The organism is Streptomyces sp. NPDC006743, assembly GCF_040703815.1.
GTDB lineage: Bacteria > Actinomycetota > Actinomycetes > Streptomycetales > Streptomycetaceae > Streptomyces.
In genome coordinates, this window is sequence record NZ_JBEYJA010000027.1 from 75,083 (window position 1) to 96,744 (window position 21,662).

Below are 21,662 nucleotides of genomic sequence, written 5' to 3' on the forward strand. Positions count from 1 at the left end.
GGGCCGGGGCCGGTGGGGTCGGCGGGGCGGGCGGTGGGGTGGCGTGCAGGATGGGAGCATGGATCTGCGTATCTTCACCGAGCCCCAGCAGGGGGCCTCCTACGACACCCTGCTCACCGTCGCCAAGGCCACCGAGGACCTCGGCTTCGACGCCTTCTTCCGTTCCGACCACTATCTCCGCATGGGCGGCGGGGACGGCCTGCCCGGCCCCACGGACGCCTGGATCACCCTCGCCGGCCTCGCCCGCGAGACCGAGCGGATCCGGCTCGGCACCCTGATGACCGCGGGCACCTTCCGGCTCCCCGGCGTCCTCGCCATCCAGGTCGCGCAGGTCGACCAGATGTCCGGCGGCCGGGTGGAGCTGGGCCTGGGCGCGGGCTGGTTCGAGGAGGAGCACAAGGCGTACGGCATCCCGTTCCCCAAGGAGAAGTTCGCGCGCCTGGAGGAGCAACTGGCGATCGTCACCGGCCTGTGGGCGACCGAGACCGGCAAGACCTTCGACTTCCAGGGCGAGTACTACCGGCTGAGCGAGTCGCCCGCGCTGCCCAAGCCCGCGCAGGCGAAGATCCCGGTGCTCATCGGCGGCCTCGGCGCGACCCGCACCCCGCGGCTGGCCGCGCGGTACGCCGACGAGTTCAACGTCCCCTTCGCCTCCCTGGAGGACAGCGAGCGGCAGTTCGGCCGGGTCCGCGCCGCCGCGCAGGAGGCCGGCCGGGACGCCGGTGACATCACGTACTCCAACGCCCTGGTCGTCTGCGTCGGCCGGGACGACCAGGAGGTCGCCCGCCGCGCCGCCGCGATCGGCCGCGAGGTCGACGAGCTGAAGGCCAACGGCCTGGCGGGCTCCCCGGCCGAGGTGGTCGACAAGCTCGGCCGCTACGCCGGGATCGGCTCCAGCCGCGTCTACCTCCAGATCCTCGACCTGTCCGACCTGGACCACCTGGAGCTGATCTCCTCCCAGGTGCAGTCGCAGCTGTCGTAGCGCGCCGGACGCCCGGCGAAGACGGCGGAAGATAAAGGCAGGCGCCGCTCCCCGGCCCTGTGCCAAGGTGGAGGAGTCGTCCTGCCGGGCCCCCGGGACCGTCGTCCCGGGGGCCCGCGCACGCCCGCCACCCCACCCGTCCGTCCGGCCCGGAGAGGCCTGCGCATGTTCCTGACCATCACCACCACCGGCACCCCCGAACACCCCGCGACCGACCTGGGTCACCTGCTGCACAAGCACCCCGGCAGGGCGCAGGCGTTCTCCACCTCCCTCGGCACGGCGCACGTCCTCTACCCCGAGGCGGACACCGACCGCTGCACGGCGGCGCTGCTGCTGGAGGTCGACGCGGTGGCGCTGGTGCGGCGGGGCAAGGGCAAGGGACGCGGCGGCGCACCCGACGCGGCGCTCGCGCAGTACGTCAACGACCGGCCCTACGCCGCGTCCTCGCTGCTCGCCGTGGCGCTGAGCGCGGTGTTCTCCAGCGCCATGCGCGGCGTGTGCCGCGCCAGGCCCGAACTGCCGGGCCTGGCCCGCCCGTTGCGCATCGAGATACCGGCTCTGCCGGCCCGTGGCGGCCCCGCCCTGGTGCGGCGGCTGTTCGAACCGCTCGGCTGGGCGGTCACCGCCGACGCCGTACCGCTGGACACCCGGTTCCCGCAGTGGGGCGACTCCCGCTACGTACGCCTGGTCCTGGAGTCGGACACCGTCACCCTGGCCCAGGCCCTGCGCCACCTCTACGTCCTGCTGCCCGTCCTCGACGACGCCAAGCACTACTGGGTCTCCTCCGACGAGGTCGACAAACTGCTGCGGGCCGGCGAGGGCTGGCTGCCCGCGCACCCGGAGCAGAAGCTGATCACCAGCCGCTACCTGAGCCGCCGCTGGTCGCTGGCCCGGCAGGCGACGGAGCGCTTGGAGCTGCTGCGGCTGGCCGAGACGGACGACAGCGACGTCGAGGAGATCGACAACGCGGTGGCGGCCGGGGCCGGCACCGAGACCGACGAGAGGCCCACCCCCCTCGCCGTCCGGCGCCGCGAGGCGATCCTCGCGGAACTGACGTCCGCCGGCGCCGCCCGCGTCCTCGACCTCGGCTGCGGTCAGGGCCAGTTGGTGCAGGAGCTGCTGAAGGACGCGCGGTTCACGGAGATCGTCGGCATCGACGTGTCGGTGCGGGCGCTCACCATCGCCGCACGGCGGCTGAAGCTGGACCGGATGGGGGAGCGGCAGGCCGCGCGCGTCACCCTGCGCCAGGGCTCCCTCGTCTACACCGACAAGCAGCTCGAGGGATACGACGCCGCCGTGCTCAGCGAGGTGATCGAACACCTCGACCTGCCCCGGCTGCCCGCCCTGGAGTACGCGGTGTTCGGCGCGGCCCGCCCCCGGACCGTCGTCGTCACCACACCGAACGTCGAGTACAACGTCCGCTGGGAGACCCTGCCCGCCGGGCACGCCAGGCACGGCGACCACCGCTTCGAGTGGACCCGCGAGCAGTTTTGCGCCTGGGCGGACGCGGTGGCCGCCCGGCACGGCTACACCGTCGTCCTCCGGCCCGTCGGCCCCGAGGACCCCGAGGTGGGCCCGCCCACCCAGATGGCCGTGTTCACCCGCACACCCCCGCACGAGCCGGCCCACCGGACCCCGGCACACGAGCCGGCCACCCACGAACCGGCCACCCGCGAGAAGGAGGCGAAGGCAGCATGACCGGCACATCCGGGACGACCACCACCACCCCGCAGGGACGCGTCCTGCCCGTCACCGACCTCTCGCTCGTCGTCCTCGTCGGCGCCACCGGCTCGGGCAAGTCCACCTTCGCCCGGCGCCACTTCAAGCCCACCGAGGTCATCTCCTCCGACTTCTGCCGCGGTCTGGTCAGCGACGACGAGAACGACCAGGGCGCCAGCCGGGACGCCTTCGACGTGCTGCACTACATCGCGGGCAAGCGGCTCGCGGCCGGCCGGCGCACCGTCGTCGACGCCACCAGCGTCCAGCCCGACGCCCGCCGGCAGCTGATCGACCTGGCCAGGCAGTACGACGTGCTGCCCATCGCCATCGTCCTCGACGTGCCAGAGGAAGTGTGCGCCGAGCGCAACGCGACCCGCACCGACCGGGCCGGGCTGCCCCGCCGGGTCATCCGGCGGCACGTCCGCGAACTGCGCCGCTCCCTGCGCCACCTGGAGCGCGAGGGATTCCGCAAGGTGCACGTGCTGCGCGGCGCCGAGGAGGCCGAGCGGGCCACCGTCGTCACCGAGAAGCGCTTCAACGACCTCACCCACCTCACCGGCCCCTTCGACATCATCGGCGACGTCCACGGCTGCTCCGCCGAACTGGAGGCCCTGCTCGGCAAGTTGGGCTACATCGACGGTGTGCACCCCGAGGGCCGCACGGCCGTCTTCGTCGGCGACCTCGTCGACCGCGGCCCGGACAGCCCCGGCGTGCTGCGCCGGGTGATGGCGATGGTGAAGTCGGGCAACGCCCTGTGCGTGCCCGGCAACCACGAGAACAAGTACGGCCGCCACCTCAAGGGCCGCACGGTCCGGCCCACGCACGGACTGGCCGAGACCATCGCGCAGATGGAGGGCGAGAGCGAGGAGTTCCGGGCCGAGGTGCGGGAGTTCATCGACGGACTCGTCAGCCACTACGTCCTCGACGGCGGCCGGCTGGTGGTCTGCCACGCCGGGCTGCCCGAGAAGTACCACGGCCGCACCTCCGGCCGCGTCCGCTCGCACGCGCTGTACGGCGACACCACCGGCGAGACCGACGAGTTCGGCCTGCCGGTGCGCTACCCGTGGGCGGAGGACTACCGGGGCCGGGCGGCCGTGGTCTACGGTCACACCCCCGTCCCGGAGGCCACCTGGCTCAACAACACCCTCTGCCTGGACACCGGCGCGGTGTTCGGCGGCAAGCTGACCGCGCTGCGCTGGCCGGAGCGCGAGCTGGCCGACGTACCGGCCGAGCGGGTCTGGTACGAGCCGGTGAAGCCGCTGCGCGCCGAGGCGCCCGGCGGGCACGACGGGCGTCCGCTGGACCTCGGCGACGTGCGGGGGCGGCGGGCCGTGGAGACCCGGCACGCGGGCCGTGTCGCCGTCCGCGAGGAGAACGCGGCGGCGGCCCTGGAGGTCATGAGCCGCTTCGCCGTCGACCCGCGGCTGCTGCCCTACCTGCCGCCGACGATGGCACCGACCGCCACCTCGCGGGCCGAGGGCTACCTGGAGCACCCGCAGGAGGCGTTCGCCCAGTACCGCGGGGACGGGGTCGCGCGGGTGGTGTGCGAGGAGAAGCACATGGGCTCGCGGGCCGTGGCCCTGGTGTGCCGGGACGCGGGCGCGGCGCGCGAGCGGTTCGGCGTGGACGGCCCCACGGGCGCGCTCTACACCCGCACCGGCCGGCCCTTCTTCGACGACCCCGCGGTCACCGAGGAGGTCCTCGGGCGGCTGCGCACGGCGGTGACCGGGGCCGGGCTGTGGACGGAACTGGACACGGACTGGCTGCTGCTCGACGCCGAGCTGATGCCGTGGTCGCTGAAGGCGGCCGGGCTGCTGCGCTCGCAGTACGCGGCGGTCGGTGCGGCCGCCGCCGCGGTGTTCCCCGGTGTGCTGGGGGCCCTGGAGGGCGCCGCCGCGCGGGGCGTGGACGTCGGCGGCCTGCTGGCCCGCCAGCGGGAGCGGGCGTCGGACGCCGCCGCGTTCACGGCCGCCTACCGCCGCTACTGCTGGCCCACGGAGGGCCTGGACGGCGTCCGCCTGGCGCCGTTCCAGATCCTCGCCGTCCGCGGCCGCAGTCTCGCCGCGCTGCCGCACGACGAACAGCTCGCGCTGATCGACCGGCTGGTGGACCACGACGGCACCGGCCTGCTCCAGGTCACCCGCCGCCTGTACGTCGACACCGGCGACCCGGAGTCGGTCCGGGCCGGCGTCGACTGGTGGCTGGAGATGACCGGCCGCGGCGGCGAGGGCATGGTGGTCAAGCCGCTGGAGGCGCGGGTGCGCACCGGGGCGGGGCGGCTGGTCCAGCCCGGCATCAAGTGCCGCGGCCGGGAGTACCTGCGGATCGTCTACGGTCCCGAGTACACCCGCCCGGACAACCTCGCCCGGCTGCGGCAGCGGTTCCTGAACCACAAGCGGTCACTGGCGACCCGCGAGTACGCCCTCGGTCTGGAGGCCCTGGACCGCCTCGCCGGCGGTGAACCGCTGTGGCGGGTGCACGAGGCGGTGTTCGGCGTCCTCGCCCTGGAGTCGGAGCCGGTGGACCCCCGGCTGTGACGGCCGCCGGCCGGCCGCGGCGGAGTCCTCCTCCGCCGCGGCCGGACCGCGCGCGGCGACAGAAGCGCACGGAAACCGGCCAGGGGGGGGGTGAAGGCGGGGCCGGGTGGTCAGGATGGAGCCATGGGATTCCATGTCGACTCCGAGGCCGGGCGGCTGCGCCGCGTCATCCTGCACCGGCCCGATCTCGAGCTCAAGAGGCTCACCCCCAGCAACAAGGACGCGCTGCTCTTCGACGATGTGCTCTGGGTGCGCCGGGCGCGCGCCGAGCACGACGGGTTCGCCGACGTGCTGCGCGACCGCGGGGTCGCCGTGCACCTCTTCGGCGACCTGCTGACCGAGACGATGGAGATCCCGTCGGCCCGGTCGCTCGTCCTGGACCGCGTCTTCGACGAGAAGGAGTACGGCCCGCTCGCCACCGACCATCTCCGGGCCGCGTTCGAGACGCTGGACGCGCCGGAACTGGCCGAGGCGCTGGTCGGCGGCATGACCAAGCGGGAGTTCCTGCAGGCGCACGCCGAGCCGGCCTCCGTGCGGTTCCACGTCATGGACCTGGACGACTTCCTGCTCGGTCCGCTGCCCAACCACCTCTTCACCCGCGACACCTCCGCCTGGATCTACGACGGCGTCTGCGTCAACGCGATGCGCCTGCCCGCCCGGCAGCGCGAGACCGTGCACTTCGAGGCGATCTACCGCTACCACCCGCTCTTCCGCGGCGAGCCGTTCCAGGTGTGGTCCGAGGGGCAGGCCGACTACCCGTCCACCATCGAGGGCGGGGACGTCCTGGTCATTGGCAACGGCGCCGTGCTCATCGGGATGAGCGAGCGGACCACCCCGCAGGCCGTCGAGATGCTCGCGCACAAGCTGTTCGCCGCCGGGTCGGCGCGGACGATCGTGGCGCTCGACATGCCCAAGCGGCGCGCGTTCATGCACCTGGACACCGTGATGACGATGGTCGACGGGGACACGTTCACCCAGTACGCGGGGCTCGGCATGCTCCGCTCGTACACCATCGAACCGGGCTCGGGCGACAAGGAACTCAAGGTCACCGACCATCCGCCCGAGCACATGCACCGGGCCGTCGCCGCCGCCCTCGGACTGAGCGAGATCCGGGTCCTCACCGCCACGCAGGACGTCCACGCGGCCGAGCGCGAGCAGTGGGACGACGGCTGCAACGTGCTGGCCGTGGAGCCGGGGGTCGTCGTCGCCTACGAGCGCAACGCCACCACCAACACGCATCTGCGCAAGCAGGGCATCGAGGTGATCGAGATCCCCGGCAGCGAGCTGGGGCGGGGCAGGGGCGGGCCGCGCTGCATGAGCTGCCCGGTGGAACGGGACGCCGTCACCTCTCCGACCGCATAGAAATTCTGAGAGTCGTATAGAATTCCAGGAGTCCCTGTCCCTCACCCGTTGGAGCGCCCCCATGGCGACAGTCCCGACCGCCCTCGCCGGCCGCCACTTCCTCAAGGAGCTGGACTTCACCCAGGAGGAGTTCCGCGCTCTGGTCGAGCTGGCCGCCGAACTCAAGGCCGCCAAGAAGGCCGGGACGGAGACGCGGTACCTGAGCGGCAGGAACATCGCGCTGATCTTCGAGAAGACCTCGACGCGCACCCGCTGCGCGTTCGAGGTCGCCGCCGCCGACCAGGGCGCCTCGACCACGTACCTCGACCCGTCGGGCTCGCAGATCGGGCACAAGGAGTCCCTGAAGGACACCGCCCGCGTCCTCGGCCGGATGTTCGACGCGATCGAGTTCCGGGGCGACCGCCAGAGCGACGTCGAGGAGCTGGCCGCGCACGCCGGCGTCCCCGTCTACAACGGTCTCACCGACGACTGGCACCCCACCCAGATGCTGGCCGACGTGCTCACGATGACCGAGCACGGCGACAAGCCGCTGGGCGAGACGGCCTTCGCCTACCTCGGCGACGCCCGCTTCAACATGGGCAACTCCTACCTGGTCACCGGCGCCCTGCTCGGCATGGACGTGCGCCTGGTCGCCCCCAAGACCTACTGGCCCGCCCAGGAGATCGTCGACCGTGCCCACGAGCTGGCCGCCGCGAGCGGGGCGCGCGTCACCCTCACCGAGTCCCTGGAGGACGGTGTGCGCGGTGCCGACTTCGTCGCCACCGACGTGTGGGTGTCCATGGGGGAGCCCAAGGAGGTCTGGCAGGAGCGGATCCAGTCGCTCGCGCCGTACGCGGTGACCATGGACGTCCTGCGCGCCACCGGCAACCCGGACGTGAAGTTCCTGCACTGCCTCCCCGCCTTCCACGACCTCGGCACCAAGGTCGCCCGGGACATCCACGAGCAGTACGGCCTGCAATCCCTGGAAGTGACCGACGAGGTCTTCGAGTCCGCCCACTCGGTCGTCTTCGACGAGGCCGAGAACCGGCTGCACACCATCAAGGCGGTCCTGGTCGCCACGCTGGCGCGAGGCTGAGGGCTGCGGAACAGAAGCGGGTTCCGGCCGCCGGGGCCCGCTTCTGTGCGCCGCTGTGAACCGCGGCGCACCGGGCGCGCCCTGCCGCTCAGGCGCCGCCCGGCCCCGCGGGCGGCGCGGACAGCCGGAACCACACCGCCTTGCCCGACGCCGTCGGCCGGTGCCCGCAGGACGAGCTGAGCGCCCGGATCAGCAGCAGGCCGCGCCCGTCCTCCCGCCACGGGTCGGGCGGGATCAGGCCGGGGCGGGTCAGCCCGCCCGGCGGCTCCGGGTCCGCGTCGCGCACCTCCACGTGACAGCCGCCCGGCTCCAGCTCCACCAGCAGCTCTATCGGGCCGCTGCCCGCGGTGTGCTCCACGGCGTTGGCCACCAGCTCGGCCGTGAGCAGTTCCGCGGTGTCGCTGTCGGCCGTGTGCTCCTGCTCGGCCAGCGCCGTGCGGACCAGGGCGCGGGCCACCGGTACGGCGGCGGCCGTGTGCGGCAGCGCGATGCGCCAGGCGGAGGCGGCGGGTTCGTACAACGTGTGTCCGTTCATGACGCAGGGCGAACCGGTGGTCACCATCGGGCTGTCCTGCTTTCGACGAGGGGAATGGTACGGGGGCCGTCGGCGGCGGCTCTCGGGGCCCTCCGTCCGGGGCCCGGCCCCGGCACGGACGGACTACCCCTGCGAACGTCCGTCCTCCCCCGCCCCCTCCCGTCGTTACCGGGCCATGGACGACCTGTGACGAAGCGACGGACGCCGGTCGCATTGTCACGGCCGGCGCCTGCCGCGAGGTCCCGCTCTATCGCGCCCTCGTGACGACAGTCAAAGACAGGTGATAGCTTCGTGGGGGAGCGCCGGGCACGGCATCGCCGGCGTGCCGGACGACACGGGCAGTCCGCCGAGGAGGCCGTACGTCATGAGTCCCTTCACCGGCTCCGTCACCCGCACCTCCGCGTGGCGGCACCTGCGCGTCGAGCTGGACGGCGGGGTGGCCACCGTCACCCTCGCCCGCCCCGACAAGCTCAACGCCCTCACCTTCGGCGCCTACGCCGACCTGCGCGACCTGCTCGCCGAGCTGTCCCGGGAACGCGCGGTGCGCGCCCTGGTACTGGCCGGCGAGGGCCGCGGCTTCTGCTCGGGCGGCGACGTCGACGAGATCATCGGCGCCACCCTGTCCATGGACACCGCCGAACTGCTCGACTTCAACCGGATGACCGGGCAGGTCGTCAGGGCCGTGCGCGAGTGCCCGTTCCCGGTGATCGCGGCGGTGCACGGCGTCGCGGCGGGCGCCGGGGCCGTCCTGGCGCTGGCCGCCGACTTCCGCGTCGCCGACCCGAGCGCCCGCTTCGCCTTCCTCTTCACCCGCGTCGGCCTCTCCGGCGGCGACATGGGCGCCGCCTACCTGCTGCCCCGCGTGGTCGGCCTCGGCCACGCCACCCGGCTGCTGATGCTGGGCGAGCCCGTCCGGGCGCCCGAGGCCGAGCGGATCGGCCTGATCAGCCGGCTCACCGACGAGGGCCACGCCGACGAGGCCGCCCAGGCCCTCGCCCGCCATCTCGCCGACGGCCCCGCCCTCGCCCACGCCCAGACCAAGGCCCTGCTCACCGCCGAACTCGACATGCCCCTGTCCGCCGCCGTCGAGATGGACGCCGCCACCCAGGCCCTGCTGATGAACGGCGAGGACTACGCCGAGTTCCACGCCGCGTTCACCGAGAAGCGGCCCCCGAAGTGGCAGGGGAGGTGAGGCGGCGGTGACCGGCGCCCAGCGGGTCGCGGTCATCGGCGGCGGGCCCGGCGGCCTGTACGCGGCGGCCCTGCTGAAACGGCTCGGCCCCGCCCGCGAGGTCACCGTCTGGGAACGCAACGCCCCCGACGACACCTTCGGCTTCGGCGTCGTCCTCTCCGACGAGACCCTCGGCGGGATCGAGCACGCCGACCCGGTCGTCCACCAGGCCCTCACACGGGACTTCGTGCGCTGGGACGACATCCACATCGTGCACCGCGGCACCCGGCAGACCTCCGGCGGACACGGCTTCGCCGCCCTCGGCCGGCGCAGGCTCCTCCAGATCCTGCACGCCCGCTGCCGCTCCCTCGGCGTCGACCTGCGCTTTCGCACCGACGCCCCGCCCCCGGACCGGCTGCGGGAGACGCACGACCTGGTGATCGCCGCCGACGGTGTGCACAGCGCCACCCGCGCGGCGTACGCCGACGTCTTCCGGCCCCGGATCACCGAGCACCGCTGCCGCTACATCTGGCTCGCCGCCGACTTCGCCTTCGACGCCTTCCGCTTCGAGATCGCCGAGACCGAGCACGGCGTGATGCAACTGCACGCCTATCCCTACTTCCGCCCGTCCCGCCCCGCGCCCGGCCACCACCCCCCGACGAGCGCCTCCGGGGCACAGGACGAGGGCTCCTCCACGGTCATCGTCGAGATGCGCGAAGAGGTCTGGCGGGCCGCCGGGTTCGGTGAACTGGACGAACGGGAGTCCGTCGAGCGCTGCGCCAAGATCTTCGCCGACGCCCTCGGCGGGCGCCCGCTGCGCTCCAACAAGTCCGCCTGGACCACCTTCCGCACGGTGACCGGCGAGCACTGGTCGCACGGCAACCTGGTGCTCCTCGGCGACGCCGCGCACACCGCCCACTTCTCCATCGGCTCCGGCACCAAACTCGCCGTCGAGGACGCCGTCGCCCTCGCCGCCTGCCTGGACGAACAGCCCACGATCGCCGAGGCGCTGACGACGTACGAGGCGGAGCGCAAGCCCGTCGTCGCCTCCACCCAGCGCGCCGCCCGGGCCAGCCTGGAGTGGTTCGAGAACCTCGGCCTGTACCTCGGCCAGCCGCCCCGCCAGTTCGCCTTCAACCTGCTCACCCGCAGCCGCCGCGTCACCCACGGCAACCTGCGCCTGCGCGACGCCCGCTTCACCGACGCCGTCGAGCGCGAGTTCGGCTGCCCGCCCGGCACACCCCCCATGTTCACCCCGTTCCGGCTGCGCGGCCTGACCCTGCGCAACCGGGTCGTCGTCTCGCCCATGGACATGTACTCCGCCGTCGACGGCGTCCCCGGCGACTTCCACCTCGTGCACCTCGGCGCGCGGGCCCTGGGCGGCGCCGGCCTGGTGATGACCGAGATGGTGTGCGTGAGCCCCGAGGGCCGGATCACCCCGGGCTGCACCGGTCTGTGGACCGGGCGGCAGACGGAGTCCTGGCGGCGGATCACCGAGTTCGTGCACCGGCAGGCACCGGGCACCGCCATCGGCGTGCAACTAGGCCACAGCGGGCGCAAGGGCTCGACCCGGCTCATGTGGGAGGGCATGGACGAACCGCTGCCCGAGGGCAACTGGCCGCTGGTGGCCGCCTCCCCGCTGCCGTACAAGCCCGGGAGCCAGGTCCCCCGCCAGCTCACCCGCGCCCAGCTCACCGACGTCCGCGAACAGTTCACCTCCGCCGCCTGGCGGGCCGCCCGCGCCGGGTTCGACCTGCTCGAACTGCACTGCGCCCACGGCTACCTGCTCTCCGGCTTCCTCTCCCCGCTGACCAACCACCGCACCGACGCCTACGGCGGCTCACCGGAGAAACGGCTGCGCTTCCCGCTGGAGGTCTTCGACGCCGTGCGCGCCGTGTGGCCCGAGGAACGCCCCATGACCGTACGCATCTCCGCCACCGACTGGGCCGAGGGCGGTACGGGGGCCGAGGACGCCGTGGAGATCGCCCGCGCCTTCGCCGCGCACGGCGCCGACGCCGTCGACGTCTCCACCGGCCAGGTGGTCGCCGAGGAGCGGCCGGAGTTCGGGCGGTCGTACCAGACGCCGTTCGCCGACCGGATCCGCCACGAGGCCGGCGTCCCGGTCCTCGCGGTCGGCGCGATCTCCTCCTGGGACGACGTCAACTCCCTGATCCTGGCCGGGCGTACGGACCTGTGCGCGCTGGCCCGCCCGCACCTGTACGACCCGCACTGGACCCTGCACGCCGCCGCCGAACAGGGGTACCAGGGTCCCGGCGCGGTGTGGCCGGCCCCCTACCGCGCGGGCAGCAGGCGCCCGCAGACCGGCCGCACGGACGCGCCCGCACCGCGCCTGCGCCCCGGTGGCTGACACGCGGCCGGACCGGCCGCCCGGAATCAGGCCAGACCCGCGAACTCGGCTCCCGCGTCCCGCAGCCGCTCGTGCAGGCCCCGGAAGACGGCGGCCGAGCGGAGTCCGGGCCAGTGGGCCGGCAGCAGGTGCGCGGGCAGGCCGGGATCGGCGTAGGGCAGATGACGCCAGGAGTCCAGGGCGAGCAGGTAGTCGCGGTACGCCTCCTCGGGCGGGGTGTCACCGCGCCGCTCCCAGGCCTCCAGCACCCCCGCGTGCCGGGCGAGGAACGCCTCGTGCTGCTCGGCGACCGCCGCGAGGTCCCACCAGCGGCCGACCGCCTCGGCGGTCGGCGTGAAACCCAGGTGCTCACCGCGGAAGAAGTCCACGTACGCGTCCAGCCGCAGCCGCCGCAGCGTGTGCCGGGTCTCCTCGTACAGCCGGGCCGGCGCGATCCACACCCCGGGGGCCGCCGTGCCGAAGCCGAGCCCGGCCAGCCGCGACCGCAGCACGTGCCGCTTCTGCCGCTCCGACTCCGGCACGGAGAACACCGCCAGCACCCAGCCCTCGTCGCCGGGCGGCGTGCCCGCGTAGATGCGGCGGTCGCCGTCCTCCAGCAACTGGCGTGCCTCGGCGGACAGTCCGTAGCCCGCGGCGCCCCGCGCGGTGCGGGCCGGGAGCAGCAGCCCGCGCCGCTTGAGCCGGGACACCGAGGAGCGCACCGAGGGCGCGTCCACCCCGACCGCCGCCAGCAGCCGGATCAGCTCGGCGACGGGCACCGGGCCGGGCGCGAAGCGGCCGTACGCCCCGTAGAGCGTGACGATGAGGGAGCGGGGGCTGGTCGGTGCGGGGGGCGCGGGCTGGACGGACACGTTGATCATTTTAGGTCGTCGGTACGACTGCCGGTCACCGTCACCGCTGGTCACCCTCGGCGCCGAGCCCACTGAGCCCGCCGACCCCGCCGAGCCCGTCACGCCCACTGAGCCCATCGCGCCCGTCGAGCCCGCCGTCCGGGTCCGGGCCGGCCGCCGTGCGCAGCCGGAAGCGCTGGAGCTTGCCGGTGGCCGTGCGCGGCAGGGCGTCGAGGAAGACGACCTCGCGCGGGCACTTGTACGGTGCCAGCTCGGACTTCACGAACGCGCGCAGCGCCTCCGGGTCCCGCACCGCGCCCCGCCGCAGCACCGCGTAGGCCACCACGACCTGGCCGCGTGCGTCGTCGGGCCGCCCCACCACCGCCGCCTCCACCACGTCCGGGTGGCGCAGCAGGGCGTCCTCCACCTCCGGACCGGCGATGTTGTACCCGGCCGAGATGATCATGTCGTCGGCGCGGGCGACGTAGCGGAAGTAGCCGTCGGAGTCGCGGACGTAGGTGTCGCCGGTGATGTTCCAGCCGTCGCGCACGTACGCGCGCTGGCGGGCGTCGGCCAGGTAGCGGCAGCCGACCGGCCCCTGGACGGCGAGCAGCCCCGGCTCGCCGTCGGGCACGGGCCGGCCGTACTCGTCCTGCACGCGCGCGTGCCATCCCGGTACGGGCACCCCGGTCGTGCCCGGCCGGATGTCCCCGTCCGCGGCCGAGACGAAGATGTGCAGCAGTTCGGTGGCCCCGATGCCGTTGATGATGCCGAGGCCGGTGCGCTCGCGCCAGCCGTGCCAGGTGGCCGCGGGCAGGTTCTCCCCGGCCGACACGCAGCGCCGGAGCGAGGAGACGTCGTGGCCGCCCAGCCGGTCGAGCATGGCGCGGTAGGCGGTGGGCGCGGTGAACAGCACGGAGACGCGGTGTTCGGCGACCGCCGCCAGCAACTGCGCGGGGTGGGCCTCCTCCAGCAGCAGGGCGCTGGCGCCGGCCCGCATCGGGAAGACCACCAGGCCGCCGAGACCGAAGGTGAAGCCGAGCGGCGGACTGCCCGCGAAGACGTCCTCGGCGCGCGGCCTGAGCACGTGCCGGGAGAAGGTGTCCGCAATGGCCAGGACGTCCCGGTGGAAGTGCACGCAGCCCTTGGGGCGCCCGGTGGTGCCGGAGGTGAACGCGATGAGCGCCACGTCGTCGGCGGCGGTGTCCACCGCCCGGAAGGGGACCTCCGGCACCGGCCGGCGCAGCAGGTCGTCGGGGCCGTCGCCGCCGTACGGGGTGATCGAGAGCCCCGGCACGTCCGCCTTGGCCAGGTCCCCGACGGCCCGCACGTCGCACAGCGCGTGCCGGATGCGGGCGATCTCGCAGATCGTGGCCAGCTCGTGGGCCCGCTGCTGGGCCAGCACGGTGACGGCCACGGCGCCCGCCTTGAGGACCGCCAGCCAGCAGGCGGCCAGCCACGGTGTGGTCGGGCCGCGCAGCAGGACCCGGTTGCCGGGCACCACACCGAGGTCGGCGGTGAGCACCTGAGCGATGCGGTCGACGCGGGCGCGCAGGTCGGCGTAGGTCCAGGTCTCGCCGGCGGGGGTGCGGAACACGGGGCGCGCGTCGGTGGGCCCGGGGCGGCCGAGGAGTTCGGCGGCGCAGTTCAGCCGGTCGGGGTAGCGCAGCTCCGGCAGGTCGAACCGCAGCCGCGGCCACTGGTCGACGGGCGGGAGGTGGTCGCGCGCGAAGGTGTCCACGTGGGCGGAGCGGACCGGCGGCCGGACGGTGTCCCCGGCGCCCGGCCCGGTGCTCCCGGGGCCCGCACCGGCCCCGTTCGTGCGGCCGGCGCCCGCGCCGGCTCCGTCCGTGGGGCCGGCGTCCGGGCCGGCACCGTCCGCGCGGGTGGCGTCCGCGCCGGGATCCGTCGGGTTCATGGCGGTTCGCCCCCTTGTCGTGGTGGGCTCGCACAGGGAGCGTATCGTGTTGATGACGACAGTCAACGGGGCGCGATACGGTGGTCGTGGACCCCGGTCGTCCCGGGGGAGGGAGGACCGGCGAATGTCCGCATTCTCGCTCGAACCGGCCCAGACCGCCTGGTGTGCCGAGCTGCGCTCGCTGGCCGCGGACCGGCTGCGCCCGCTCGCCCAGCAGGGGGAACCGGGCCGCGTGAACCGCCCGCTCCTGACCGAACTGGGCCGACTCGGGCTGCTGGAGCGCCTGTTCACCTCCGGCGCCCTGGACCTGTGCCTGATGCGGGAGTCCCTGGCGTACGCCTGCACGGAGGCCGAGACCGCCCTCGCCCTCCAGGGCCTGGGCGCCCACCCGGTGCACGCCCACGGCACCCCGGCCCAGTGCGCCCGCTGGCTGCCGGCCGTGGCGGAGGGCAGCGCGGTCGCGGCGTTCGCGCTGAGCGAGCCGGGCGCGGGCTCGGACGCGGCGGCCCTGGCGCTCCGCGCGGAACCGGAGGACGGCAGCCCGGCCGGCGCGCGCCCCCGGCCCGCCCGCGAGGGACCGGACGGGGCGGCGAGCGCAGCCGGACCGCAGGCTTCCCGCACGGCGCCCGCCGGGCCGGGCGGCACCGCCGACGCGCCGGACGGGGGCGGCGCGGCGGCGCCCGGCCGCCCCCGGCGCTGGCGGCTCACCGGCACGAAGTGCTGGATCTCCAACGCCCCCGAGGCGGACCTCTACACCGTCTTCGCGCGCACCACGCCCGGCGCCGGCGCCCGCGGCGTGACCGCGTTCCTGGTCCCCGCCGACCGCCCCGGCCTCACCGGCAGCGCCCTGGAGATGCTCTCCCCGCACCCCATCGGCACCCTGGACTTCGACGGCGTCCCCGTCACCGAGGACGACGTGCTCGGCGAGGTGGACCGCGGCTTCCGGGTGGCGATGAGCACCCTGAACCTGTTCCGCCCCAGCGTCGGCGCGTTCGCGGTCGGCATGGCCCAGGCGGCGCTGGACGCGACCGTCGCCCACACTGCCGGCCGCGACGCCTTCGGCGGCAGGCTGAGCGACCTCCAGGCCGTCGCCCACCAGGTGGCCGAGATGGCCCTGCGCACCGAGGCGGCCCGCCTGATGGTGCACGCCGCGGCGAGCGCGTACGACGACGGCTGTCCGGAGGTCCCCCGCCGCTCCGCCATGGCCAAACTCCTCGCCACCGAGACCGCGCAGTACGTCGTCGACACCGCCGTCCAGCTGCACGGCGCCCGTGCCCTGTGCCGGGGCCACCTCCTCGAACACCTCTACCGCGAGGTGCGCGCCCCCCGGATCTACGAGGGCGCCAGCGAAGTCCAGCGCGCCATCATCGCCAAGGAGCTGTACGCCCAGCACCGGACCGGGGAGGCCCCGTGACCGTCCAGCGCGTCAACCCGCCCGAGCTGTCCCCGCCCACCGGCTTCTCGCACGCCGTCGTCGCCACCGGCTCCCGCGTCGTGTTCCTGGCCGGCCAGACCGCGCTCGACCAGGACGGAAAGGTGGCCGGAAAAACCCTCCCCGAACAGTTCGCCCGCGCCCTCACCAACCTGCTCACCGCCCTGCGCGCCAGCGGCGGCACCCCCGCCGACCTCGCCCGCGTCACCGTGTACGCCACCGACGTCGCCGCCTACCGCGCCCACGCGGGTGAACTCGGCCGCCTGTGGCACCGGCTGGCGGGCCGGGACTATCCGGCAATGGCCGTCGTGCAGGTCGTACGCCTGTGGGACGAGGAGGCGATGGTGGAGCTGGACGGTCTGGCGGTCCTCGCCTGACGGGCCGTGGGCCGACACCGCCGACCGCCCGCCAACTCGCCACCGAAGGGGTGAGGGTCACGGCGCGGGCCACGGTCGCCGGGTAGCAGTGGAGGCCCCCATTCCACTCACCCGTACCGGGAGGCCCCGATGTCCCTCACCCCGTCCCGCACCCGTGGACGATCCCGCATCCGTGGACGATCCCTTCTCGGCGTGCTCGGCACGGCCGCCGCCGCGCTGCTGCTGAGCGCGCCCGTCTCCGCCGCTCAGACGGCCGCCGAGGAGAGCCTCACCGTCGACCCGGCGGTCCGGACGGCGGCCGACGGCACCGTCACGATCTCCGGCACCTACCGCTGCACCGGCGCGAGCGGCCCCGTCTTCGTCAGCTCCGCCATCAGCCGCACCGGCTCCGTCACCCGCTACGGCATCGGCGGCACCCGGGCGGTGTGCGACGGAGCCGTGCACACCTGGGCCAACACGGGCACACCGGCGAACCCGCTGGAGCCGGGCGCCGCGCACGTCGAGGCCACGGTCATGGAACTCACCACCCAGGGCGGCCTGCCGCTGATGCCCCGCTTCCACGCGGTCGCCGAGCAGGACGTCACCCTGTCCCGGGCCTCCTGAGCCCCGGCCGGGCGCACCGCGGGAGACCGGCCGGCTGCCCGCGTCCGCGCCGCCCGCCACCGCGAGCGGGCAGCCACCCTCCCTGCGGCGGACGGTCCATGACATCCTGTGACGCCACAGGACGTCACACAGGGTGCCGGACGAGCGCGGGCGCCCGGCGGTTACGGGGAAGATCGATGAAGCTCTGCTTTCTGGTGGAGGAGCAGTACCGCCACGACGGCATGCCGGTCGAGGTGATCCGCCGACTGGCGTCCTGGGGACACCAGGTGGACGTCGTACGGCCGGGCGGCTCCCTGCTGGACATGACGCAGGCGATCCAGGCGGGCGCCCATGACGCCTGGGTGCTCAAGACGGTCTCCGGCGGCCCCGGACTCACCCTCCTGGAAGCCGCCGCCCTCGCCGGGATGACCACCGTCAACGACGCCCGGGCCATCCGCGGCGTGCGGGACAAGGCGCTCGCGGCGGCCGTCGGCCGCAGCCGCGGGCTGCCGCTGCCGCCGACCTACGCGGCGGCCCGCCCCGAACTGCTCGCCCGGATCCCCGAGTCGGAGTACCCGCTCGTCGTCAAGCCCGCCGACGGCAGCTCCGGCCGGGCGGTGCACCTGGTCCCCGCCCCGGACCGGCTCGCCGGACTCCTGCCCGAACTGGCCGGGGAGGGCATGCTCATCGCCCAGCCGTACGTGCCCAACCCGGGCCTCGACGTCAAGGTCTACAGCGTCGGCGGCGACCTGTACGCCACCGAGCGCCGCTCCCCGCTCCACCCCGACCACGCCGTCCGGGAACGCCGCGTCGCGCTGCCGGCCGAGGTGGCCGCGATCGCCGCCCGGGTCGGCGTGGTCTACGGCCTCGATCTGTACGGGGTGGACGTGGTGCTCGGACCCGACGGTCCCGTGGTCGTCGACGTGAACGACTTCCCGAGCTTCCGTCAGGTCCCGGACGGCGTCGCCCGGGTGGCACGCGCCGTGCTCGAACTCGCGGCCCGCCCCGCCACCCCGCCGCCCGCCGCCGCGGACCCGCTGCCCGAGGCGGTCCGGCCCGCTCCGCAGGACGGGACCCCGCTCGTCCTGCCCCTGCCGCCCCACCCCGGACAGGTCCCGGTGACCGCGGGCAAGAACCCATGAGGATAGGCCTGATCACACCCGACCCCGGCCATCCGCTGCTGGCCGCGGCCACCGCACTGCTCAGCCCCGGGCACCAGGTGGAGACACTGGACCCGGCCACGGCGGCGGACCCCGCCGGGCCGCTCGCCGACGTCTACCTCCTCAAGGCCCGTACACCGCGCGCCCTGGCCCTCGCCCGCGCCCTGGAACGACGGGGCGCACCCGTGGTGAACACGGCCGCCGCGACGGAGCTGTGCCAGGACCGCACGGCGATGGCCGCACACGCCCGGCGGGCCGGCCTGCCCTTCGCCGCCACCCGCACCTTCACCAGCCTCGCCGCACTGGCCGCCGCGCCGCCGCCGGCCGGACCCGTGGTCGTCAAGAGCCGCCACAGCCGGCGGCACGACGTGGTGGCCCGCGTGGACGGCGCCGCGGAACTGGCGCGGCTCGCCGCCGCCCACCCCCGGGAACCGGTCGTCGTCCAGGACTTCACCCCGAACAGCGGCTGGGACCACAAACTGTGGGTCGTGGGGGACCGGCTCTTCGCCGCCCTGCGCCGTTCCGAACTCTCCCCCGAGGGGCGGGGCCCGACGCTGTCCCTGGCCCTCGACGCCCTCCCGCCGGGCTGGGCCGCCCTGGCCCGCCGCGTCGGCACGGTCTTCGCCCTGGACGTCTACGGCGTCGACATCCTCGACGGCGGCGAGGGCACCGCGGTGATCGTCGACATCAACGCCTTTCCCGGCGCCCGCGACCAGCCCGGAGCGCCCGAGGCCCTGGCGGCACTGGCGCTGTCCCGGGCCACGGCGGGCGGCGGGCCCGCCGCGGCCCGGCCGCGCGACCCCTTCGCGCGGCCCCCGCGCACGTGACCTGGGCGTACACCCGCCGGACGGGGTGAGGCACCCGCCGGGGCCGCTGCCGGAGCCGTCCGGCGGCCCGGCCCGGTTCCGGGGCCCCGCCGCGCCCGGAAAGGGTCGACGAGCACGGCCGGCGCGCGCTCCCTGCGACGGCGTACGACCGCTCCGCTCGCGGCCACGCGGCCGGGGCGAGCGGGAGTGGGCGGACGGGCGGAGCGGGCCGGACGGGTGGGCGCGGGCCGGATGGTCGGGTGGGGGCCGGACGAGTGGGGCGGGCCGGATTGGTGGCGCGGGCCGGGTGGGCCGGCGCGCGGGCGGGGCGGGGATCCGGCCGCGCCCACCGGTGGGACGGGTCAGGCGTCGGCCGGGCGGCGCCGGGCCAGGACGGCGACCGCGCCGAGCAGCACCCAGAGCAGGCCGGCGAACCAGGTCATCACGGTCGTCACGGGGAAGGAGCGGGCGGCCAGCCCGATGCCGACGACGGGCGCGGTCAGGCCCAGGTAGGCGATGAGGAACAGCCCGGCGAGCGCCTCGCTGCGCTCGGCGGGCGCCGCCAGCGCGGCGACCGTGCCGACGGAGGCCTTGAACAGCACGCCCGCGCCGACCCCGGCGACGATGCCGCCGGCCAGGAAGGTGGTCAGGCCGGCGGTGCGCATCCCGGTGACGAGCGCCGCGACCCCGACCGCCTGGGCCGCCAGCCCGAGCCCGCGCCTGGCGGCGGTGCCGAGCCGGATGGTGAGGCTCTGCGCGGCGGCCGCCGCACCGAAGACGGCGAAGACGATCAGCCCGGCGAGCGCCCGGGACGGGTGGTGCAGGGAACCGGCGACGAAGCCCGGGGCCACGGAGGTGAACAGTCCGAAGACGGCGAAGGAGGCGAAGGAGGCCGCCGCGGCCGCGGTGAACCCGGCACGGTCACCGTGGTCGAGCGAGACCCGCTGCGGCCGGTAGGCGGGCCTGACGAACTGCTCCTCGACCGTCTCGGGCGTCAGCGCGACGGCGGCCATGGCAGCCAGCAGCAGCACGGCGAAGACGAGGTAGGGGGTGCGCAGCGGGCCGGTGACCCACTGGGCCAGGACGCCGGAGACGAGCGGACCGACGCCGAGGCCGCCGATGTTGGCCGCGGTCGACACCAGCTCGAAACGCTGGGTGGAGGCACCGGGCCGGTGCGCGGCGTGCAGCTCGTGCAGGTGGGCCGTCGCGGTGGCGGTGACCATGCCGACCCCCAGGCCGGTGACGACCCGGGCGACCAGGAGGACGGGCAGCGCCGTGCTCGTCAGGAAGAGCACGGCGGCGATCAGCTCCAGGCCGATCGCCGGGACGAGTGTCTTCTTGCGGCCGACCCGGTCCGACACGTGACCGGCCAGGACCAGACTGATCACGACGCCCACCGCGTAGGCGGCGAAGACGAGGGTGACCACGAACGTGGAGAAGCCGTCCTTGGCCATGTACAGCGGGTACAGCGGCGTGGGAACGGTGGAGAACGCCATCGCCGTCAGGAACGCGAACGCGACGAGCGAGAACCCGACGCCGTGGCGCCGGGCGCCGGCGCGGCGCGGGGCGGCACCCCGCGGACCGGTGGACGCGGCCCTGCGCTCGCGGGCCGCGGAGATCGACTGCGTCATGGGGAACAGCTCCAGACTGGGACGGACGGACGGTCGGGACGGTGGGTAGAACACCCCTCAGAATGCGGCGCCGGAAGCATCTCGTCCAACGAAAGTCCCAGACCATAGCCATCTCTCAGTGAGATGATCGGGGGATGGAACTGCGCCAGCTCTCCTGTTTCGTCGCCGTGGCCGACGAAGCGAACTTCACCCGCGCCGCCGCCCGGCTGCACATCGTCCAGTCCGCGGTCTCCAGCACCATCAAGAGCCTGGAACGCGAGCTGGGCACGCAGCTGCTCGACCGCAATTCCAAGCGGGTGCTGCTCACCGACGCCGGCGCCGCGCTGCTCCCGCGCGCCCGCGCCGCGCTGCTCGCCGCGCAGGAGGCCGCGGACGCGGTCGCCGAGGTCAGCGGCGGACTGCGCGGCACCCTGCGCCTGGGCACGCTGACCTCGGTCCGGCTGCTCGACCTGCCCGCGCTGCTCGGAGAGTTCCACCGCCGCCATCCCGGCGTGCTGCTCCGGACCAGCGCCGAGCCCTCCGGCTCCCAGGGCCTGGTGGCCGCCCTCCTCGACCGGCAGCTCGACCTGGCGTTCGTCTCACTGCCGGGTCCCTGCCCGGCGGGCATCTCGCTGACCGGCCTCACCAGCTCGGTCCTCGACCTCGTCGTACCGGCGGGCCATCCGCTGGCCGGGCGCGGCAGCGTGTCGATCGCCGAGCTGACCGGACTCGACTTCGTCGACTCCCCGGTGGGCTACGGCAACCGGGCCGTGGCCGACCGCGCCTTCGCCGCGGCCGCCGTACCCCGCCGCGTCACCGTGGAGAACACCGATGTCGCCACCGGCGTGGACTACGTACGGCACGGCCTGGGGGTGGCGCTCCTGCCCAGGTTCGCGCTCCGGGAGGCCGAGGACGTCGCCGTCCTGACGGTGCGCGACGCCGACCTGACCTGGCCCCTCTCCCTCGCCGCCCCGAGCGGCCACCGCCCCGGCGCGGCGGCGCGCGCCATGATCGCACTGGCCCGCGAGTACGTGACCTGACCGGGCGGGCCCCAAGGCGTGAGACATGAGGTGCGTGAGGCCGTCGGACGCCGGAGCCGGGCGACGACCGGCTCGGATGTACGGACCCCCGCCCGTCCTCTGCGTACGGGCACCCCGGCCGTCCCCGGCGCGTGACGACCCGTCGGCTCCCGCGGGCC

At 74.7% G+C, this 21,662-nt stretch carries 17 protein-coding genes; 13 read left to right on the forward strand and 4 right to left on the reverse strand.

Features of this window, described 5'->3' with window-relative positions:
• The first annotated feature begins 58 nt into the window (after positions 1-58).
• The 5 genes from ABZ719_RS22235 (at position 59) to argF (ending at position 7,675) form a co-directional block, all read left to right on the forward strand.
• Entirely contained in the window at positions 59-982 is a 924-nt protein-coding gene (locus ABZ719_RS22235) for an LLM class F420-dependent oxidoreductase (RefSeq protein ID WP_366726908.1), read from the forward strand.
• A 165-nt stretch (positions 983-1,147) separates the two neighbouring features.
• The gene (locus ABZ719_RS22240) at positions 1,148-2,680 is read left to right on the forward strand and encodes a 3' terminal RNA ribose 2'-O-methyltransferase Hen1 (protein ID WP_366726909.1); all 1,533 of its coding nucleotides are present in this window, start codon (positions 1,148-1,150) and stop codon (positions 2,678-2,680) included.
• A complete protein-coding gene (locus ABZ719_RS22245; RefSeq protein ID WP_366726910.1) occupies positions 2,677-5,238 on the forward strand; it encodes a polynucleotide kinase-phosphatase in 2,562 nt (853 codons plus the stop codon). The genes ABZ719_RS22240 and ABZ719_RS22245 overlap by 4 nt, the downstream gene beginning before the upstream one ends.
• 123 nt (positions 5,239-5,361) lie before the next feature.
• Positions 5,362-6,600, forward strand: a complete 1,239-nt coding sequence (locus ABZ719_RS22250) for an arginine deiminase (RefSeq protein ID WP_366726911.1) — start codon at positions 5,362-5,364, stop codon at positions 6,598-6,600.
• Positions 6,601-6,661: 61 nt separating this feature from the next.
• A complete protein-coding gene (argF, locus tag ABZ719_RS22255) occupies positions 6,662-7,675 on the forward strand; it encodes an ornithine carbamoyltransferase (protein ID WP_366726912.1) in 1,014 nt (337 codons plus the stop codon).
• Positions 7,676-7,763: 88 nt separating this feature from the next.
• Here argF and ABZ719_RS22260 read toward each other — a convergent pair whose 3' ends face one another.
• Positions 7,764-8,210 carry an ATP-binding protein gene (locus tag ABZ719_RS22260; RefSeq protein WP_366726913.1) on the reverse strand — a complete coding sequence of 149 codons (447 nt, stop codon included), beginning with the start codon at positions 8,208-8,210 and terminating at the stop codon, positions 7,764-7,766.
• 364 nt (positions 8,211-8,574) lie between these two features.
• Here ABZ719_RS22260 and ABZ719_RS22265 point away from each other — a divergent pair, with 364 nt between their 5' ends.
• Positions 8,575-9,402: an enoyl-CoA hydratase family protein gene (locus ABZ719_RS22265; RefSeq protein ID WP_366726914.1), complete on the forward strand. Its 828-nt coding sequence runs from the start codon at positions 8,575-8,577 to the stop codon at positions 9,400-9,402.
• A 7-nt stretch (positions 9,403-9,409) separates the two neighbouring features.
• On the forward strand, positions 9,410-11,749 hold the full coding sequence (locus tag ABZ719_RS22270) for a bifunctional salicylyl-CoA 5-hydroxylase/oxidoreductase (protein ID WP_366726915.1): 2,340 nt from the start codon (positions 9,410-9,412) through the stop codon (positions 11,747-11,749).
• A 26-nt stretch (positions 11,750-11,775) separates the two neighbouring features.
• Here ABZ719_RS22270 and ABZ719_RS22275 read toward each other — a convergent pair whose 3' ends face one another.
• Positions 11,776-12,609: a PaaX family transcriptional regulator C-terminal domain-containing protein gene (locus ABZ719_RS22275; RefSeq protein WP_366726916.1), complete on the reverse strand. Its 834-nt coding sequence runs from the start codon at positions 12,607-12,609 to the stop codon at positions 11,776-11,778.
• Between the two features lie 31 nt (positions 12,610-12,640).
• On the reverse strand, positions 12,641-14,320 hold the full coding sequence (locus tag ABZ719_RS22280) for an AMP-binding protein (protein WP_366726934.1): 1,680 nt from the start codon (positions 14,318-14,320) through the stop codon (positions 12,641-12,643).
• A 301-nt stretch (positions 14,321-14,621) separates the two neighbouring features.
• On the opposite strand from ABZ719_RS22280, the gene ABZ719_RS22285 reads away from it, so the two are divergent.
• From ABZ719_RS22285 to ABZ719_RS22305, 5 genes are all read left to right on the forward strand, one after another.
• A complete protein-coding gene (locus ABZ719_RS22285) occupies positions 14,622-15,911 on the forward strand; it encodes an acyl-CoA dehydrogenase (protein ID WP_366726917.1) in 1,290 nt (429 codons plus the stop codon).
• Positions 15,908-16,306 carry a RidA family protein gene (locus ABZ719_RS22290; protein ID WP_366726918.1) on the forward strand — a complete coding sequence of 133 codons (399 nt, stop codon included), beginning with the start codon at positions 15,908-15,910 and terminating at the stop codon, positions 16,304-16,306. The genes ABZ719_RS22285 and ABZ719_RS22290 overlap by 4 nt, the downstream gene beginning before the upstream one ends.
• Before the next feature lie 192 nt (positions 16,307-16,498).
• The gene (locus tag ABZ719_RS22295) at positions 16,499-16,909 is read left to right on the forward strand and encodes a DUF6299 family protein (protein ID WP_366726919.1); all 411 of its coding nucleotides are present in this window, start codon (positions 16,499-16,501) and stop codon (positions 16,907-16,909) included.
• A gap of 176 nt (positions 16,910-17,085) precedes the next feature.
• Positions 17,086-18,030, forward strand: coding sequence for a hypothetical protein (locus ABZ719_RS22300; protein ID WP_366726920.1), 945 nt, complete (start codon positions 17,086-17,088; stop codon positions 18,028-18,030).
• Positions 18,027-18,875: an alpha-L-glutamate ligase gene (locus ABZ719_RS22305; protein ID WP_366726921.1), complete on the forward strand. Its 849-nt coding sequence runs from the start codon at positions 18,027-18,029 to the stop codon at positions 18,873-18,875. The genes ABZ719_RS22300 and ABZ719_RS22305 overlap by 4 nt, the downstream gene beginning before the upstream one ends.
• 341 nt (positions 18,876-19,216) lie before the next feature.
• Here the strand turns inward: ABZ719_RS22305 and ABZ719_RS22310 are convergent, their stop codons facing one another.
• Complete coding sequence (locus tag ABZ719_RS22310; protein ID WP_366726922.1) at positions 19,217-20,485, reverse strand: MFS transporter; 1,269 nt, start codon at positions 20,483-20,485, stop codon at positions 19,217-19,219.
• 134 nt (positions 20,486-20,619) lie between these two features.
• Between ABZ719_RS22310 and ABZ719_RS22315 the strand changes: the two genes are divergently transcribed.
• Positions 20,620-21,504, forward strand: a complete 885-nt coding sequence (locus tag ABZ719_RS22315; RefSeq protein WP_366726923.1) for a LysR family transcriptional regulator — start codon at positions 20,620-20,622, stop codon at positions 21,502-21,504.
• The last annotated feature ends 158 nt before the right edge of the window (positions 21,505-21,662 follow it).